Annotated in this window: 8 protein-coding genes; all 8 read left to right on the top strand. The window is 63.8% G+C overall.

Annotated features, from left to right (window positions below; all coding sequences use genetic code 11):
- Positions 1–476 (top strand): hypothetical protein (locus HFL01S_RS25270; RefSeq protein WP_218008667.1); only part of this gene is annotated, 476 nt, incomplete at its 5' end.
- Between the two features lie 46 nt (positions 477–522).
- Complete coding sequence (locus tag HFL01S_RS23350) at positions 523–6,801, top strand: fibronectin type III domain-containing protein (protein ID WP_066263440.1); 6,279 nt, start codon at positions 523–525, stop codon at positions 6,799–6,801.
- Between the two features lie 206 nt (positions 6,802–7,007).
- Positions 7,008–11,942 (top strand): RHS repeat-associated core domain-containing protein, encoded by a 4,935-nt coding sequence (locus HFL01S_RS23345; protein ID WP_066263437.1) that lies wholly within the window; start codon positions 7,008–7,010, stop codon positions 11,940–11,942.
- A gap of 1 nt (position 11,943) precedes the next feature.
- Positions 11,944–12,822, top strand: a complete 879-nt coding sequence (locus tag HFL01S_RS25265; RefSeq protein ID WP_157539074.1) for a hypothetical protein — start codon at positions 11,944–11,946, stop codon at positions 12,820–12,822.
- A gap of 337 nt (positions 12,823–13,159) precedes the next feature.
- Entirely contained in the window at positions 13,160–13,483 is a 324-nt protein-coding gene (locus HFL01S_RS25260; RefSeq protein ID WP_157539072.1) for a hypothetical protein, read from the top strand.
- 44 nt (positions 13,484–13,527) lie between these two features.
- Positions 13,528–13,818 carry a hypothetical protein gene (locus tag HFL01S_RS23340; protein ID WP_157539070.1) on the top strand — a complete coding sequence of 97 codons (291 nt, stop codon included), beginning with the start codon at positions 13,528–13,530 and terminating at the stop codon, positions 13,816–13,818.
- 65 nt (positions 13,819–13,883) lie between these two features.
- Entirely contained in the window at positions 13,884–17,849 is a 3,966-nt protein-coding gene (locus HFL01S_RS23335) for a glycoside hydrolase family 78 protein (RefSeq protein WP_157539068.1), read from the top strand.
- Complete coding sequence (gene gspG / locus HFL01S_RS23330; RefSeq protein WP_066263430.1) at positions 17,846–18,289, top strand: type II secretion system major pseudopilin GspG; 444 nt, start codon at positions 17,846–17,848, stop codon at positions 18,287–18,289. Before HFL01S_RS23335 ends, gspG begins: the two co-directional genes overlap by 4 nt.
- The last annotated feature ends 42 nt before the right edge of the window (positions 18,290–18,331 follow it).

Genomic DNA, 18,331 nt, shown 5'->3' with positions numbered 1-18,331 from the left:
TTGCGTGCAGCGCACCGTCGGTCTGCTCCGTTCCTGCGACCGTCACCATTCCGGCGGGCAGTCCAAGTGTGACATTCCAGGTAACTGGCGTGGGTGTGGGCGATACCACCGTCACGGCCACCGCCGCGGGACACACCACCGCGCCCGACCTGTCGATCCGCACCGTGGATCCTCAGCTGGTATTCAGCGGGCCATCCAACACCAACGTGGGGGGGCAGTCCAACTTCTCCGTGAGACTGTCGGTGACGGGCTCCGCCTATCCGTCAAATCAGACAGCGATTGCACCGATGCCAGTGGCCTTCACCAGCAGCTCACCCGGTGTGGCCACGGTTCCGGCGACTGCAACGATTGCTTCCGGAAGCAACAACACGTCCACGCTCCAACTCACCGGTGTCGCCCCAGGCACGACCACTGTGACGGCCAGCGGTACCGGCATGCTCAGCGCCACCTCTGCGGTGGTGACGGTGGCACCTTGAGGGCGTGACCATGACATCCACATTCACTTCACGCTTCATGGCTCCCATGTCCAACCCTTGGATTCGCCGCTCGGCGATTGCAGCGGCGGCCATTCTGCTGTCGGCCCATGTGCTAGGTGGCACGCTCACGATCGACGATGGTGTGGTCATCAAGTTCGGTGCGGACGCACAACTGGTGGTGCGTGATCGCCTAGTACCCGGCAAAGACGTCACGCTGACCAGCCAGAAAGACGACAGCGTCGCAGGACCTTCTGCGCACGCGGCCCAGACGCCAGCCTCTGGCGACTGGCGTGGCCTGCGCATAGAAAAGTCCGCAGGCGGCTTTGGCAGCTTTGCGCTCAACGGATGGACTGTGCGCTACGCCGGGGAAGCCGTGACGGTTCGCGGATGGAGTCCAGGTCTTCAGTTTCTCCACGTGAGCGACAGCGATGTCGGCCTGTTCCTGCTGGACGGCGCGCAGCCTGCGGTCTCGGGCTCAAGTTTTCTGCGCAATGGCACCGGTCTGCTGGCCAATGGCAGCGGCACCGCCTCCATCACCGGTTCGCAGTTCGTTGGCAACCGCGTCTGGGGGGTGAACAACCAGACGCCCAGTGTGATCCTCAATGCCCGCAACAACTGGTGGGGGCACTCTTCCGGCGCCAGAGATACCGTGGGCAACCCGCAAGGCCAGGGCGATGCGGTGAGCACCGGAGTGGACCATGGGGCGCCCACCGCGGCGGCGCCCATGCTCAACCCTTCCCTCCGGCTGGCCCAGCCGTCGGCCTACTACGCCCAGCGCAATGTGCTGTTCGATGTGGTCTGCGTCAACGCCAGCGAGTACCGCGTTGCCGAAGGTGGCGCTTTTGCCGGCGTGGCATTCCAGTCGCTCACCAATGAGCGAGCCCAGACCGAGCTGACCCTGTCGGCTGGAGATGGACTCAAGGCCGTCAGCGCACAGTGCCGCAACGCCGCAGGGACCATCGTTTCTGCCAGCTTGGTGGGAGGGGTTCGCATCGACGCTGAGGCCCCTCAACTGGCCCTCAGCAGCCCGTCCGCCGGCAGCGTGATCAGCCAGTCGATCAGCATCGAGGCCAGCGCCAGCGACGGAGGCGGCATTGCTCAAGTGGTGTTTTATGTGAATGGCACCGTCAGGTCGACCGACGCGTCGCCGCCGTACAGCTTCGCGTGGAACGTCGACGGCGAAGCCGATGGACCCTACAACCTGCGCGCCGTCGCCACCGACAACGTCGGGCGGACCACAGAGCAGAGCGTTGACGTGACCCTGGCCCGCACGCCCCTGGGGCCCGACACGCAAGGACCCGAAGTCGGCAACGTTCGCCTGGGCTCGATGGCGCTGGCCAATGGGGCGGTGATCTCTGCGAACAGCTCGGTGACCTTCACCGCCAGCGACCGCAGCGGCATTGCCCGTGCCGAGTTGCTGCTTGATGGCGTGGTGGCCGCCGCTGCCACCGGCACCAGCAGCTTCAGCGCAGCGCTGAACATTGCTGCAGTGGCCAATGGCAGCCACACCCTGGCGGTGCGGGTGGTGGACTCGCTGGGCAATGTCACGGAGCAAAGCTACTCGGTGACGGTCTCCCACGCGGCGCCCGCTGCTCCGACGCTCTCGGAGCCCACCAACGGCCTCGTGACCCGACTGTCTTCCCTGACGGTGTCCGGCACCGCGCCGGCGGGTGCCAGCGTGCAGGTTCTTCGTGGCGGTCAGGTGCAAGGTGCCGCCGTGGTGGCCGGCAGCAACGGCCGATTCACGACGACCATCGATCTGCAGCCCGGCGCCAACCTGATCCAGGCCCAGGCCAGCAACACCCACGGCACCAGCGCCCTGTCCGCGGGCGTGACGGTCACGCGCGACACCTCGGTTCCCGCGGGTCCGACCAACCTGGCGGCTGCGGCCCTCACAGGTGGTCCGGTCCGGCTGACCTGGACGCGTTCGACCGACGCCAATGTGGTGGGTTACCACGTCTACCGCTCCGCCGCAGCGTTCGCGCTGATCGGTGAGGCCACCAAGGCCAATGGCAGCGTGGTCACGGCCAACACCTACGAGGACCTCCCGCCCAGCGATGGCTCCTGGACCTACCGTGTGGTGGCGGTCAATGCCGCAGGGACGCCGTCGGAGCCTACCAACGCGGCCAGTGCCACCGCCGACTCCAGGGCGCCCGAAGCGGTGTCCATCGTCTACACCACCTCGGGCAAGACCGACCCCGCGACCGGCGCCTTCGGCCAGGGGAGGGTGGACCTGGTGCTCACCACCAGCGAGCCGCTGCAGACCACACCCTATCTGTCGGTGGTGCCCCAGGGCGGCAGCCCCATCACCGTCAACCTGAGCAAGACGGGCGACACCGCCTACCAGGGCAGCTTCCTGGTCTCGGGCAACACACCTTCCGGTGTGGCCGATGCCCTGTTCTCTGCCCGGGACGCCGTGGGCAACCGGGGCACGCTGGTTCGCGCCGGTGCCACCCTGCGGATCGACACCCAGGGGCCGGTGCTCTCGTCCATCGTGCTGACGCCCGCGGCGCCGATTCGCAATGAGGGCACGCCGACGCTGGGAGCGGTGTTCACCTTCAGCAAGCCGCCGGCTGCCACGCCCCAGCTGCGCTACCTGCTCTCGGGTGCCGGCCGCACCGCGGTGGACCTGAGCCTCAGCGCCACCAGCGCCACCACCTACAGCGCCAGCTTCACCCTGCCGGCCGACGCAGGCCAGGGCGCGCCCGAGACGCTGAGCTTCCGCCACACCGCCAGGGACGCACTGGACAACGTCTCCAGCCAGGTGGTCGCGTTCAACCAGTTCCAGGTGTACCAGGGCGATCTGCCACCGCTGGACGTGCCGATCGGGCTGACCGCTCGGGCGCAACCGGGCGGCAAAGTCCGTCTGAGCTGGCAAGCCGTGGAAGGCGCGAGCAGCTACCAGATCTACCGCCGTGCCCCGGGTCAACCGGCGCTGGAAGCGCTGGCGCGCAACGCCGGCACCCAGTACGAGGACAGCACGCCCGCCGACGGCCTCTACCACTACGCGGTGGCCACCGTGCGGCAGGTCAACGGGCAGGAAAGCCTCTCGGGCCAGAGCGCGCCGGTCAGCGTCACCACCATCGCCAACGCACCGGGCGCGCCACAGAACCTCACGCTCACGCTCACAGGTCAGGGCATCTACGCCGCCTGGCAGGCCCCGCTGGCCAGCCAGGTCGACCACTACCGTCTGTACCGCGCCAGCGGCACCGCCATCAACAGCATCGAGGGGCTGACGCCGATCAAGAACCTAGTCAAGCTGAACCAGACCTACGACACCAGCCCCTCGCCCACGCAGGGAGCCTATGTGGTGACGGCTGTTGACGCCGCGGGCAACGAGTCGGCCCTCTCCAACTCGGCCTACCTCAACGCCAGCCTGCTGCCTGTGCGCAACCTGCGGGTGGAGCAACTGGGCAACGCGCTGCCGGTCGTGTCCTGGAATGCGCCCAACGGCAACGTCGCCGGTTACAAGGTCTATGTCGGCCCTGAAAACGCGCAACTGCTGCTCACCCCGGCGCCCATCACCGCCACCCGGTTTGAAGACACCGGGTTCACCTCGGGCGGCCGGCGCTACACGGTGGCCACCGTGGACGCCAATGGTGTCGAGCTGGCCAGCACCGTGGTGCTGCCCAGCATGCACAGCCAGATCGCATCCGGCCTGCCCCTGCTGCGGGGTGTGATGAACAAGGTCCAGGTGCAGGTCTCCAACACCTCTGCGCAGACCTTGTCTGGCGTCACCGCCCTGGTGCGTGTGCCGGTCGATGCGCAGTCGACCCAGTTCAGGGACCACCGCTCCAGCGCCTTCAGCCTGGCGCCCAACGAGACCCGCCTGGTGCCGGTGGTCGTGGGCGGCTATGCCGAGTTGCCCGGTGCGCCAGTAGCGCTGGTGGGCATCGACATGGCGCCGGAGGACGGCCCTGCCGTCACCATGGCCCGCAACCAGACCGTGGCGGTGGGGGAGGGCGCTCTCGTGGTGGGCATGTCCACCGAATCGTTCACGCGCGGCGCCACCGGCCAGGTCAAGCTCACCATTGAAAACACCACCGAGGTGGACGTTGAGCTGCTGACCGCCACCGGCAACGGCGCCAACCACTCCAGCGAACTGCGCTTCAAGATCCTGGATGCCGACGGCAACGTGCTGGCCACACAGCCCTACAAACAGTCCTTGGGCGCCAACGTGGTGACCTTGACCAGTGGTCAGACGGTGGCCCGCATTCCTGCAGGCAGCAGCTATGTGTCCGACGTGTTCGAGCTGAACGTGCCGGGCGCCAGCCCCAACAGCATCCGGGTCAAGCTGGAAGTGGACAAGCTGCGCTACCACAGCGGCCAGACGGACGAGATCCAGATCACCGGCCGCGGTTCGGAGAAGACGGTCTCGTCGGGGGAAACCACCTACTTCGGCGAGGTCACCAACGTCACGCCGGTCAGCTCCTTCGGCGACCAGGACATCGTCATCACGGGCCGCGCCATCGAGCGCAGAAGCGCGGCGCCCATGCCCAATGCCCGCCTCAAGCTGGTGCTCAACCAGCAGGGCTTCGAGCGCAGCTTCCAGGTGCTGACGGACAGCGCCGGGGTGTTCAGCTACACCTTCAAGCCCACGGTCACCGACGCCGGCCTGTTCAAGGTCAGCGCGGTGCACCCCGACATCACCGACCGGCCGGAGCAGCGCAACTTCACCATCAACCGGGTCACGGTGTCGCCCGCCTTGTCCAGGCTCAACCTGCCCAAGAACTACCCCTTCAGCATCCCGTTCAAGGTCACGGCGGGTGCGGGCACCTCGGCCACTCACCTGCGCCTGACGCTGGACGCCGTGAACCAGCCCACCGGCCAGATCCCTGCGGGCGTCACGGTGGAGCTGAACGCCCCGGTCAACGTGGTCGAGCGCCAGACGGTCAATATCCCGGCCATCTTCAGCGCCACCCATGAGGCCCAGCCCAGTGGCGCGCTCATCTTCCACGTGGTGGCCGACGAAAGTCCCAACACCCCGCTGGGCGTCGTCCGGGTGGACTACACCCTGTCCGAAGCCACGCCGTACCTGGTGAGCACACCCGGTTTCGTGGAAACAGGGCTGGCCCAGGGCGCCTCGCAGATCGAATCGGTCGCCATCAAGAACAGCGGTCTACAGGAAGCCATCAACCTGCAGTTCAGCCTGAGCCGGCCCGACGGCAGCGCCGTGCCCTCCTGGGTGGCCATCGCCAGCCAGGCCAATGGCAGCCTGCCGGTGGGCGAGACGCGCACGGTGGACCTGTCGTTCGCGCCTGCGGCCAGCGTGGCCGAGGGGGTCTACGAGTTCTGGCTCAACGTCGTGGGCGACAACGTGCCGGCGCAATCCATCCGGGTGTACGCCAGCGTCAGCCAGAGCGGCCAAGGCAATGTGCTCTTCAAGGCCAGCGACATCTACACCGCCACGGTCGGCAAGGACGGCCAGCTCATCCAGGGCCTGCGGGGAGCCACCATCACGTTGCAGAACGAAGAGGTGTCGACCATTTCTTTGGAGATGGTGACCGACCACCTGGGCGAAGCCCTGTTCCAGAACGTGCCGGCCGGCCGCTACCAGTTCAAGGCCAAGGCCAACAGCCACCAGGAAGTTTCTGGACGCCTGCAGGTCAAGCCCGGCATCACGATGAACCAGCCGGTGTTCCTTAACTACAACGTGATCACGGTGGAGTGGAACGTTCGAGAAATCACCATCGAGGACCGTTACGACATCACACTGACGGCCACCTTCGAGACCGATGTGCCAACGGCTGTAGTCGTGCTTCAACCCTCCAGCGTGAACCTGCCAGCGATGGCCGCGGGTGACGTCTACTTCGGAGAGCTAAGCCTGACCAATCATGGCCTGGTTCGTGCCGACAAACTCAAGCAGACCCTGCCGAAGGTCGATCCGTACTTCCGGTTTGAATTCCTGGCGCCGGTACCCGAGTCCCTGGGTGCCAAGCAGCGTGTCACGCTGCCCTACCGTGTGATTGCTCTGCAGTCGCTGGAAGGCTCGGCCAGCAGTGCCAACGCCTCCGGCGGTGGCTGCTTCAATTACAGCAACGGTACAGCCGTGGGATACGAGTCGGAGTGTGCCAATGGCGAGACCTCCGAAGGGGCGACTTCCACCAACTTCTTCCGGTTCAGCAACAGCACGTGCCCAGTTCCACCAGGGAGGAGCACCCCCGTACCTTGGTCACCGCCGAGCTGTACCTCTTGGTGCGGAAACAAGTGCTGTTCGGGTGGAGGGAGTCCTGGTGGGACCGGCGGTGGTGGCGGCGCCAGCTTTCTGCCTGGTGGCCCTCGCTGCGTGACTGCTATAAGAAATGGTGTGGATGTATGTCAATGATCAACTTGCTTTCGTCTTTCATGGCGGACAAACGGGAGGCTGTTCGGATGCGTGACGCAGGTATCGGTCAACTGCTCAGATCGACGATTTCTTTGATCGGCTGTGTTGCGGCATTCGGTCTGTCAACGCTTGTGCAGGCTCAAGGGATGCAGGCCCCACCAGGGATTCGGCCTGGCATTGCGCAAAGCAGTGGGATCAAGGTCACGATGCCCAACGGCTTCGCGACCGTCTCGCACACCGACCTGAGTCTTGCCAGCGTGGGTGGGGGGGTGAGCTGGGTGCGTTACTGGGACGGCCGGGAGTGGAAATTCAACCCTCACTGGGAGAGCCTGTCGGTGAGCTGGAGCAACCTCACCGGGGGACGCTCGGCCGACGGCGGCATCGTGGCGAGCATGGGCCAATGCGACCCGGCCACCGCCCCGGACTGCGAGCGTGATCCCCCGCCGCCGGACGACAGCAGCTGCACCGTCTGGGTGGACGAAAACTGGCAGCCCAGCGGCAAGCGGGTGTTCATTGCGGCGGGAAGTGGCATGTCCGACGGCAGCGTGGCCGAGAATGACAGCTACGAATTCGAGGCAGAACCGGCACAACCCATCCGCAGCACCCCCTTCAATCGCGTGATCGGCGGCGAAGCGTCGAGCAGCAGCTATGGCGCAGGTACCTGGGTCAACGCCGACTGGCCCAGTCTGTGCGGAGGAGGCCCCGGTGGTGGCGGCGGCGCCATGTACAGCCAGGGCCAGGAACTCGAAGGTATCCGCCGCGTCAACGAGCTGTACCTGGGCGAAGGCGGACGCTACGCCTTCAGCAACCGCTCGTGGCTGGAGAAACGCCCGGTCAAGGAACTGCCGATCATCGCGGCGGGCCAGCTGGCCAGCGGGCGCATCACCCTCAGCCCGGTGGACAACCCCAAAGGCTACCGCTGGGGTGACAGAAGCGGCGCCTGGATCGACTACAACACCCAGGGCCAGGTGGTGGCCTACGGAGAACGCAACCAGCTCCCCGTCTGGCTGGTGCGCAACGAAGCGGGCGCGGTGCTCGGGGCGGTGGACGCCAACGGGCGCGTGCTCTTCACCCTGCACTACACCGGCGACCTGATCACCGAAGTGCGCGACTACCCGGTCAGCGGGCTGGCCGGCGACCTGCCCGCCAGAAGCGTGCACTACCGCTACGACGCGGGCAACCGCCTGAGCGAAGTGACCGACGTGCGCGGCCACGTCACGCGCTACGGCTACGACCGCGCGGGCCGCATCATCCAGATCACGGACGCCGAAGGCCGCATCGAGCGCCTGGCCTACAAGGACGGCGTGGTCAGCCGCCACACCGCGGCCGACGGCGGCGTGACCGACTACGCCTTCAGCTACGACGACGTCAACAAACAGTTCAACGGCAAGATCACCGGGCCGGTCACGGCGGCCGGTCGTCTGAGCCGTGAACTGACCCACAACCGGATCGGCAAGCTGGTGCGGCAGGTCACCAGCGGCAAGACCGACCATGAAATGCTGTACGACTCTGGCGCACGCATCGAGGCCAGCACCAACTCGCGCGGTCACACCACCAAGGTCCAGCGCAACGAATTCGAACAAATCATCCGGGTCACCGATGCCACCGGGGCCAGTGTCCGCACCACCTACTCGGCCATCCACCTGGAGCCCACCGAACGGGTGGACCAGGAGGGCTTTAGGACCACCTACACCCACGACGATGTCGGTAACCTGCTGACCATCACCCGCGCCGTGGGCACGGTGCACCAGCGCGTGATCGAACTCAAGCGCAACGCGCTGGGGCAGGTCACCGAAGTCAAGTACGTCGGCCGCACCGAACCCAATGGCACGGTCACGCCCGACGCCATCTGGCTTGGCGAATACGACGAGCAAGGCCAGCTCAAGCGCGTCACCGATCCTGAAGGCCACGCCTACCAGCTCCAGTACGACCGGGCCGGCAATCTCATCAGCGAAACCGACGCCCTGGGCCACACCTGGCGCTATGAGTACGACGCGGCCGGCAACACCGTGCGCACCGTCGACCCCCTGGGCTTCGTGGTGCAGATCGCCTACGACAAAGTCGGCAACATGCTCAGCGCGGTGGACGAAGAAGGGCGCACCCACCAGTGGCGCTACAACCCGTTCAACCAGCTGAGCCAACGCATCAACCCGCTGGGCGAGATCTACGAGACCCAGTACAACGCACTGGGCCAGGTCTCGCAAGTCAAGGACGCTGCGGGCAAGAGCATGGCCTTGGGATACGACGCGCTGGCCCGTTTGAGCAAGGGCACAGATGGCAAGAGCCAGAGCTACGAGCTTGGCTACGCCGAGGCCGATGGAACCGACAAGAACTTCCGTTTGGCCAGCCTGATCCGCTACCCTACGTTTCAACGGATCCTTCGATACAACGAACGGAGCCTCGTTAGTCTCAGTAGCGACAATGTTGGCCCAGAAGGCCGGGTGGAGAGCTATGCCTACGACAAGGTGGGGCGTCGAAAGACCTTCACCGATGCCGAAGGCAAGACCTACTACTACGAGTACTCGCCGCACGGCCAGGCCACTCAGATGCGCGACCCGCTGGGCAACACCTTGCGTCTGGTGCACGACGTGCGCGGCAACGTGATCGAAGTGATCGACCCACGCAATGGCAAGACCACGTTCACCTACGACCGGCGCGACCTCATGGTCAGCAAGATCGACCCGCTGGGCCACACCACCCACTACCGCTACGACGCCGCCGAACGCGCCACCGAAGTCGAGCAGGCCAATGGCCAGAAAACTGTCTACAGTTACGACGACGCCGGGCGTGTGACCCAGCAGCGCCAGTACAACGCCCAGGGCACGCTCGCGCGCACCATCGATTTCCGCTACGACAAAACCGGCAACCTGCTGGAGTGGGAAGACGCCGAATACAAGTCGGTCAGCGCCTTCGACGGCGCCGACCGGCTGCTGAACGAAACCCTCACCCGCAAGGATGGCGCAACCGCCGGTTTCAGCCTGACCCACAGCTACACCGACTACGGCAACGGCCAGACCAAGACCTACACCGGCCCGGATGGCCAGACCATCAGCTACACCTTTGACGCGGCGGCCGAGCTGGAAAGTGTCACCATCCCCGGCGAAGGCATCATCAGCGTCAGCGAGTGGCAGTGGTACGAGCCCACCAAGATCGTGCTGCCCGGCGGCAGCGTGCAGCGCAAGACTTTCAACGGCTACCAGAACCTCACGCGGCTGCAGGTGCTCAATCCCGCGCAGGCCACCGTGTTCGACCTGCAGAACGAATTTGGCAAACTCGCCGACGTGACCCGCAGCACCTTCGACGGTGCCAGCCGGGACTACACCAAAGACGACGCCGGGCGGCTGGTCCGGGTCGAGCACCCGCTGCTCTCAGGCCGCGGCGAAGCCTTCACGCTGGACGCCAACAACAACCGCGTCACCCACAGCCGCACCGGCACACTCGCCTGGCAATACGACAACGTCGGCCAGCTCACCCAGCGCCCGGCTGAAGGCGGCGGCAGCATCACCTACACCTACGACGCTGCGGGCAACCTCAGCAGCGAGACCCACAGCGCCATCGCCGGCGCGGCCGGCGTCAAGCGTTTCACCTGGGACGCGCTCAACCGCCTGAGCGAGGTGCGAGACGGCGCAGACCAGCTGATCGCCCGCTACATCTACGACCCGTTCGACCGCCGCATCCGCAAGGAAACGCCTGCCGGCACCACCCATTACCTGCACAGCGACTGGGGCCTGCTGGCCGAAGCCAATGCGGCCGGGCAGGTGCAGGTGAGCTACGGGTGGAACCCCCAGCGCAGCAACAGCGACAGCCCGCTGTACGCGCGCATCCCGGACCCGGCCAACGCGGGCGCCAGCCGCTACGTTTATTACCACAACGACCAGCTGGGAACGCCCCAGCGCATCACAGACAAGGCGGGCAACGTGGTCTGGGCGGGCGAGTACGACGCCTTTGGCAAGGCCACGGTGAGCACCAGCGCAGACCCGAACCTGGCCATGGTCAACCAGCTGCGCTTCCCCGGCCAGTACTTCGACGCGGAGACCGGGCTGCACTACAACGACCGGCGCTACTACGACCCGGCCACCGGGCGCTACCTCAGCCGCGACCCCATCGGGTTCGAGGGCGGCATCAACCTGTACGCCTACGCCGGTGCGGCGCCGCACCGCTTCACTGATCCGACCGGGGAAAAAATGCCCCCTAACCCGGCGTCATTTGCGCTGTGCAACCTTGGGTGCAATGCCTTTTCTGCCCTTGCAGACATGGCCGCCTGCGGTCCAGTCAATTGGGGCGATAACGCGATCGACTGTGGTATCGATTGCCTGTTTCAGATGCTGCCGATCCCCAACCCGTGCGGCAAGTTCGGCAACAGCTTTTCGGCCGACGTGGAGGTCCATGTCAAACCCAAAGGCGCCAGCTCGCAAGACGCGCAATTGGGCCGAACCGAACGCAAGGCGATCAAGGACCTGAGACCCGGAGACGAGGTGTTGGCGCTGGCCGAGTGGAAAGAGCCGGGCAGCGCCAAGAACAGCGAAGGCAAGCGGCTGGACCAGCGCCTGAGCTATGAAAAGGTGATCGACATTGTCACCAGCCACCGCAAGCAGACGTTGGTGCACATCACGATGGCGGGCGGGCAGACCATCACCGCGACCGAAGGTCACCCGTTCAAGACGACCGAGGGCTGGAGGGACGCGATCCTGCTGAGGAAGGGCGGGCAGCTGCTGCTAAAGGGGAGCGGGGACGAGCCGCCTGAAGCGGCATCAGTCGACCAAGCTGAACGGATTGCCACGATTGAAGACATTCGCATCGAGAAGAAGACAGTCCCGGTGTTCAACCTGGAGGTGGCCAATGCGCATACCTTCTTTGTGGGCGACGATGGGGTGTTGGTGCATAACGGGTTCGGCTCCTACACATGTACATTTAAATCCGGCAAGCGCTACCACGGGAAAGGTGATTGGGATAGAGCTAATAAATCCGGAAATTATCACGCGGACAAAAACAATGACCCGCTTGTTGATGTGGACTGGACTCCGGCAAAAAATGATAGAGATGCTTTCAAAGATGAGCACCGTAGGATGATGACTGATCCTGGTGGTCATAAGAGTCCTGATAACTACAACCAACGTGCGTCGCCAGGAAGGAACTACTAGGATGAGTGAGAATATTGAAGTGATCGGCGGAAATCGGTTTGCGGTTTTGAATAACGCAAATTTTAACGAGGTGATGGGGCTCGTCCGCAATGAACATGTTTATGGGGTCATGGTATCCCGGCGGGCGGGGTTCTGTGACAGAGATCTGTCGTGTCTCAAAGAAATTCCTGAATTGAAGGCGTTACTTGTTAGTGATGAAGAGGGAGCGGAGGTTCATTTAGCGGGTATTGAATGTCTTCCAAACTTGGAGCAGTTGCACTTATATTCAAGTAGATGCTTTGACTTTTCCGTTGTGGAGAGTTTGATCAAGCTAAAAGAATTGAGATTTGGAGTGATTAAGGGGCAAGTTTTTCCGAGTAAGAGCATGCCGTCAGTGGTTAATTTATATATTGACGGCTACCCCTTTGCTGACTTGAATTCTTTGTCGGTTTTTTCCGGGCTGACCTCGCTGGAGCTAACCTCTCCACGTCGGCTTGAAAATTTGGAGTCTTTGATTTGCTTCCCAGCCCTACGTGAGCTGAGGTTGGCATATTGCCCGAAACTACATGATTTGAGTGGTTTGGGGTTCGTGCCGGCTCTCAGAAAACTCGAAATCGATAGCTCCAAAAATATTCATAAAATCGTTATCCCAGATGTACTTCAATGCTTGGAGAAATTGGTTATCACGAAATCTGCTCGCTTAGATCGGATTGATTGGGTTGTGTCACTTTTGGGATTGAAATATTTGGTGCTGATGGATGTTGATGTTTGTGGTGGAGATCTGCTTCCACTGCGGCGGCTTTCCTCGTTGGAGTATCTCATGGTTCGACCGAGCAAAAAACATTACAACCTGGATTTGGCAGGGTTGATGTTGGAGGTGTCTCGGCGGAAAAATTCCTAGTTAATCTGGGAATGTGCTGCGGTCGCTACTGTAAATCTGCTCACGCGATGAAGGGGTGCTAGAGATTTAGAAAAATGAGATGATTCTTTTGGCGGCTGAGGGTTTTTGCGCAGTGTGACTATCTTGTAATAGTCTGACTTTGTCCGATTTATTTTACCCTGATAGTCCTCTGCCTTGCTTGTTAAATTCATTGCATTGATTCTCGAGGCCTTCAGGGTCAGGTCTTGTCTCTTTCTTTTAATAGGGTCAACTCTTCCTGTATTTCATGGCGCCGCGCTATTTCCGAGAAGCCATTTTTGCATGCATTCTGCAAAGACATAAACGCAAACGAATCTAAGTGACCTCCAAGGCCATGCTCCCACAATCAAACGCACCCAGCGCTCAGTCAGCATTTCATCTGGTGATAAGTGCGCGTGTGCGGTTGATGTTCAAGGCTTCCTCAGTCTTGCCGGGTCTGCTGTGTTTATTCAGTCTTCTGTGCAATTCAGCCCATGCCGAAGCCAACGCGGCGGGGCAGGTGAGCTACGGCTGGAACCCGCAGCGCAGCAACAGCGACAGCCCGCTGTACGCGCGCATCCCCGACACGGCCAACGTGGGCGCCAGCCAGCATCCGATCAGTTTGGTTTTTTCGAAAACTTGGTATTTCTCTTTTCTGTCATGACTTATTGCTCCAAGCGTCAGTTTTTTTCATTGATTGCCACTGGCGTGCTTCTGACGGCCTGCGGTGGAGGCAATGATGAGCCGCGCTCCAAAGACCTCTACGCCGCCTACGAGGTGGTGACCGAAGGCATGTCGTTGACCCAACTGACGACGGTCATCGGTTTCGAACCTGCGGGCAATCGCGCAGACGAGAACGACATCACGATCTACACCTGGGTGGCCGACGAAGGCAGCTACCTGGAGACCAGGCTGCATGTGAACGTGCAGGCCGGTTACGGTGTGGTGGGCAAGACCGTGCTCGGCCCCAACGGCAGCAAGACGGCGAGCTACCTCTGAACCGCTATTCCCAAAGAACACAAGCAACCACAAGAACGAGAGGGCCTGCCATGGAGGGCAAATCGGTGAATCACTTTGTCGGGGCGCGATCGCTGCTGGCGCGTGCGCGCGCCGCCGTCGCGGTGATGGCGCTGGGCCTAGTGGCCCTGCCGGCGCTGGCGCAAGAGACCGTGTGCGCACGGGTCAAGATCGAGATCAAGCAAGAACTCACGCTGGAGCGCCAGGCTTTTGACGCCGAGATGAAGATCAACAACACCACCGACGCCGGGGTGGTGGAGAACGTGCGCGTGGAGGTGAAGGTGACGGAGGAAGACGGCACGCCGGTGTCGATCACCACCGACCCGAACAACCTCGCGGCCAAATTCTTCATCCGCCAGTCGAACAAACAGAACATCTCCGACGTGGACGGCACGGGCTCGGTCGATGCGCAGACCACGGCCACCATCAACTGGCTGCTGATCCCGGCGCCGGGTGCGGCGGGCAACAACCCCCTGGGCAAGAAGTACCTGGTGGGTGCGCGCCTGACCTATCGCTTTGGTGGCGAAGACACGGTGCTGGATGTGACACCCGACGTGATCACGGTGCGGCCGCTGCCGCTGCTGACGTTGGACTACTTCCTGCCCGAGGATGTTTGGGGGGACGACCCATTGACGGCGCCTATCGAGCCGGTGGAGCCCTTCACCCTGGGCGTGCGGGTAAACAACACCGGCCTGGCCGTGGCCCGCAACCTCAAGATCGACTCGGCCCAGCCCAAGATCGTGGAAAACAACCAGGGCCTGCTGATCAACTTCCTGCTCACCGGCAGCTATGTGAACGACGCGCCGGTGCAGAACAGCCTGCTGATCAACTTTGGCGATATTGCGGCGCAGTCGGCCAAGATGGGCCGCTGGGTGATGGAGACCACGCTGGCGGGCAAGTTCGTGGAGTTCAACGCCAAGTTCACGCACGCGGACGAGCTGGGCGGGGCGCTGACCTCCATCATGCAGGCGACGAATGCGCGCTTCCTGATCCGCGACGTGCGGGTGGATTTGCCGGGGCGGGACACGGTGCGCGACTTCCTGGCCAAGGACGGCGATGTGGTCCGCCTGTACGAGTCCGACGGGCCCGACACCATCGTGACCGACCAGACCGCTGCGGCAACGCTGACCACGCTGTCCGGCTCGGGCACGACGGCGAACTTCCGCCTGAGCTTCCCGCCGACGGCTGGGTTTGCCTATGTGCGCCTGCGCGACCCGTACAGCGGCACCAAGGCGCTGGGCCGCGTGCAGCGTTCGGACGCAAAGGAAATCCTTGGCGAGAACGTCTGGCTGTCCAAGACCCGCAACAAGGACACCAAACAGATCGAATACTGGATCAACCTGCTGGATGTGAACACCACGGGCGAGTACACGACCGAATTCCAGGCGCCGCCGGTGCAGGCGCTGCCGCCGGTGATCCAGTTCGTGGCCAACCGGGTCACGGATGAACTCAGGACCGTGTCGTTCCTGGTCGAAGCCAGCAGCCCGCAGGGCCGGCCGGTGACCCTGTCGGCGGCGCCGCTGCCCACGGGCGCCACGCTGACGCAGCAGCCAGCCAACCCGAACAACCCCGGGCTGGCGACTGCGGTGTTCGAGTGGACGCCGCCCAAAGGGTCGGCAGGCACCTACGTGATCGTCTACACCGCCAGCGACGGCCTGCTGTCGGCCACGCGCTCGGCCAGTATCCAGGTCAACGCCGAGAACACCCCTGCACCCGGACCGGGCGTGCCCAGCATCGTCTCGCCGCTGGCGGGCACGCAGGTCACGTCCTTGCGGCCGACGCTGTCGGTGATGCCCTCCACCCAGGAGCGGGACCCGACCACGCAGCTGCAGTTCGAGGTGTTTGCCGACGCGGCTGAGTCCCAGCAGGTGGCCACGAGCACCGTGCTCAAGCCCCCCGCAATCGGTGGTGTGGCCCAGCCCACCACCTGGCAGGTGCCCAGCGACCTGAACGACAACACCCGCTACTGGTGGCGCGCCCGGGCCTTTGACGGCACGGTGTACAGCGCCTGGGTCAATGGCCGCTTCACGGTCAACACCTTCAACGACCCGCCCGATGCGTTCAACCTGACCGCGCCCGTGCCAGGTAGCGAGGTGGCCACGCTCACGCCGGTGCTGAGCTGGACCAACAGCAGCGACCGCGATGGTGACACCGTCAGCTACCGCGTGCAGGTCTACCGCAATGCCGGCCTGACGGAGCTGGTGACCGAGGTGGGCGATCTGCCGGCCGACCCCAGCGGGACCACGGCCTGGACGCTGCCGCAGGCCCTCACGAACCACGGCCAGTACTTCTGGCGCGTGGTGGCCAGAGATGCCAACGGCGCGACCACGCAGACGGCCGCGCGGTCGTTCACGGTCAACACCGGCAATGCGGCGCCGACGGCGCCGGTGATCGTGAGCCCGGCGGTGGGCGGCGAGAGCACCACGCCCAACACCACCCTGGTGGTCCAGAACAGCAGCGATGCAGACAACGACCTGCTGACCTATGTCTTCGAGGTGGACACGGTCAACACCTTTGATTCGGCCGACAAGCGCAGCTCCGGGCAGGTGATCGGCTCGGGCAGCGGCCAGACGCTCTGGAGCACGCCGACCCTGCAAGAGAACAAGCGCTACTGGTGGCGTGTGAAGGCGCAGGACGGGCGCGCCGACTCGCCCTGGGTGCAGGGCGAATTCCTGATGAACGCTGTGAACGAGCGCCCGCCCGTGCCCACGGTGAACAACCCGGGCTACGGCGCCTGGACCGAAACCCTGCAACCGAGCTTGATCGCCAATGCGGTGACCGACCCGGACGGTGATGTCGTGCGCTATGGCTTCCAGGTGTTCAGCGACGCCGCGATGACACAGCTGGTGACCCAGGGGGAGTCGCCCAACACGGGCTGGATCGTCACACCCTCACTGAACGACCGCACGATCTACCACTGGCGGGTGCGGGCGATTGATGCCAAGAACGAGAGCAGCGACTGGTCCGAGCCGAGCTTGCTGCACGTGAGCACGGCGCCCTATGTGTCGCCGTCCATCACGATGCTCTCGCCCAGCCGGGCGACGGTGGGCGATCTGGTCGATGGTCGGCGCATCGTCAGGGTGGCCTGGGAGAGCAACGACCCGAACATCCCGCCCACGGTGTCGCTCTATCGCAGCAGCTCCAACACGGCCTTCAGCGGCACGCCCATTGTGGAAGGCATCACGATGGGGGCGGGCGTGCAGGCCGGACACTTTGACTGGGACGTGAGTGGTCTGCCGGTGGGGGTCCACTACGTCTTTGCGCGGGTGACGGACGCCAAGGGCAGTGCCCAGGCCTTTGCTCCTGGCGCGGTGGTGGTCCGTCCTGCGCAGCAGTCGGGCTTTCTGGTGCAGCGCCGGCCGGACAAGGTGCGGACCACGACGGAGAAGGGCAAGAGCGTGACGATTGCGATGCGCCTGGGCACCGCTCCCACCGCGAATGTGGTGATCCCGCTGTCGTCCAGTCGACCGAACGAAGGTGTGGTCGAGCCCGCTTCGCTGACGTTCACCCCGCAGAACTGGAACGTCATGCAGGAGGCGACGGTGACGGGCGTTGGTGACTGCGTACCCGACAGTAACACGGAGTACCAGATCAACGTGGGCTTGGCGGACAGCCTGGATCCGAACTACTTCGGCATTACGGGTGAGCCCTATCTGATGGAGAACCGGGACTCGGGCAAAGCGCCCCGCAGCACGACCGACAACCCGAATGTGTACATGTGCGGGATGACGCTGGTCAGCGAGACGAGGCTGGACCGTCGCACCTGGGAATATGTGCTGCGGGCGGATGTGAACAATATCGGACCGGACGCGGGGCGCATCGATGTCTCGTTGATGGGCACGCCGCCTGATGTGCTGGTGATCGAGTCGGTGATGGAGTTTGGAGCCGTGAGCCAGTACGGCGTGGGCCGCACCAACGACACGGTCACGATCCAATCGTCACGCAAGCTCAAGCCCTCGGTCATCAAGACGGGTGAGGGTTTCCGTTGGCATGTTCGGGTGCGCAATCCATGAAGAAGGTTTTCAGAGAGGCCGGCGGGCCGGTTATTGGGGCATCGCGCGGTTTCACGCTGCTGGAGCTGTTGGTGGTGATCGTCATCATTGGCTTGCTGGCCGCCTACGTCGGGCCGCGGTACTTCGCGCAGCTGGGCAAGTCCGAGCGCGGCACTGCCAAGGCCCAGATTGAAGGTCTGGGCAAGGCGCTGGACGCGTATCGGCTGGACACGGGCCGCTATCCCAGCACCGAGCAGGGCTTGAATGCGCTGGTGGTCCGACCTCAGGACGAACCCAAGTGGACGGGGCCCTACCTGCAGAAGGCGGTGCCCCTGGATCCATGGGGCAAGCCCTATGTGTACCGTTCGCCAGGACAGAGCGACGACTTCGATCTGTCCTCACTGGGCAAGGACGGGCAGCCGGGTGGCGAGGGCGATGCGGCCGATGTCAGCTACCGATAGCCCCGTGGTGGATGCTGGTGTTGCGCGTGCCAGCGTCAGGGT

Source organism: Hydrogenophaga flava NBRC 102514 (assembly GCF_001571145.1).
GTDB lineage: Bacteria > Pseudomonadota > Gammaproteobacteria > Burkholderiales > Burkholderiaceae_C > Hydrogenophaga > Hydrogenophaga flava.
The sequence above is the reverse complement of the archived record's forward strand: the minus strand, read 5'-3'. Positions and strand labels throughout refer to the sequence as shown.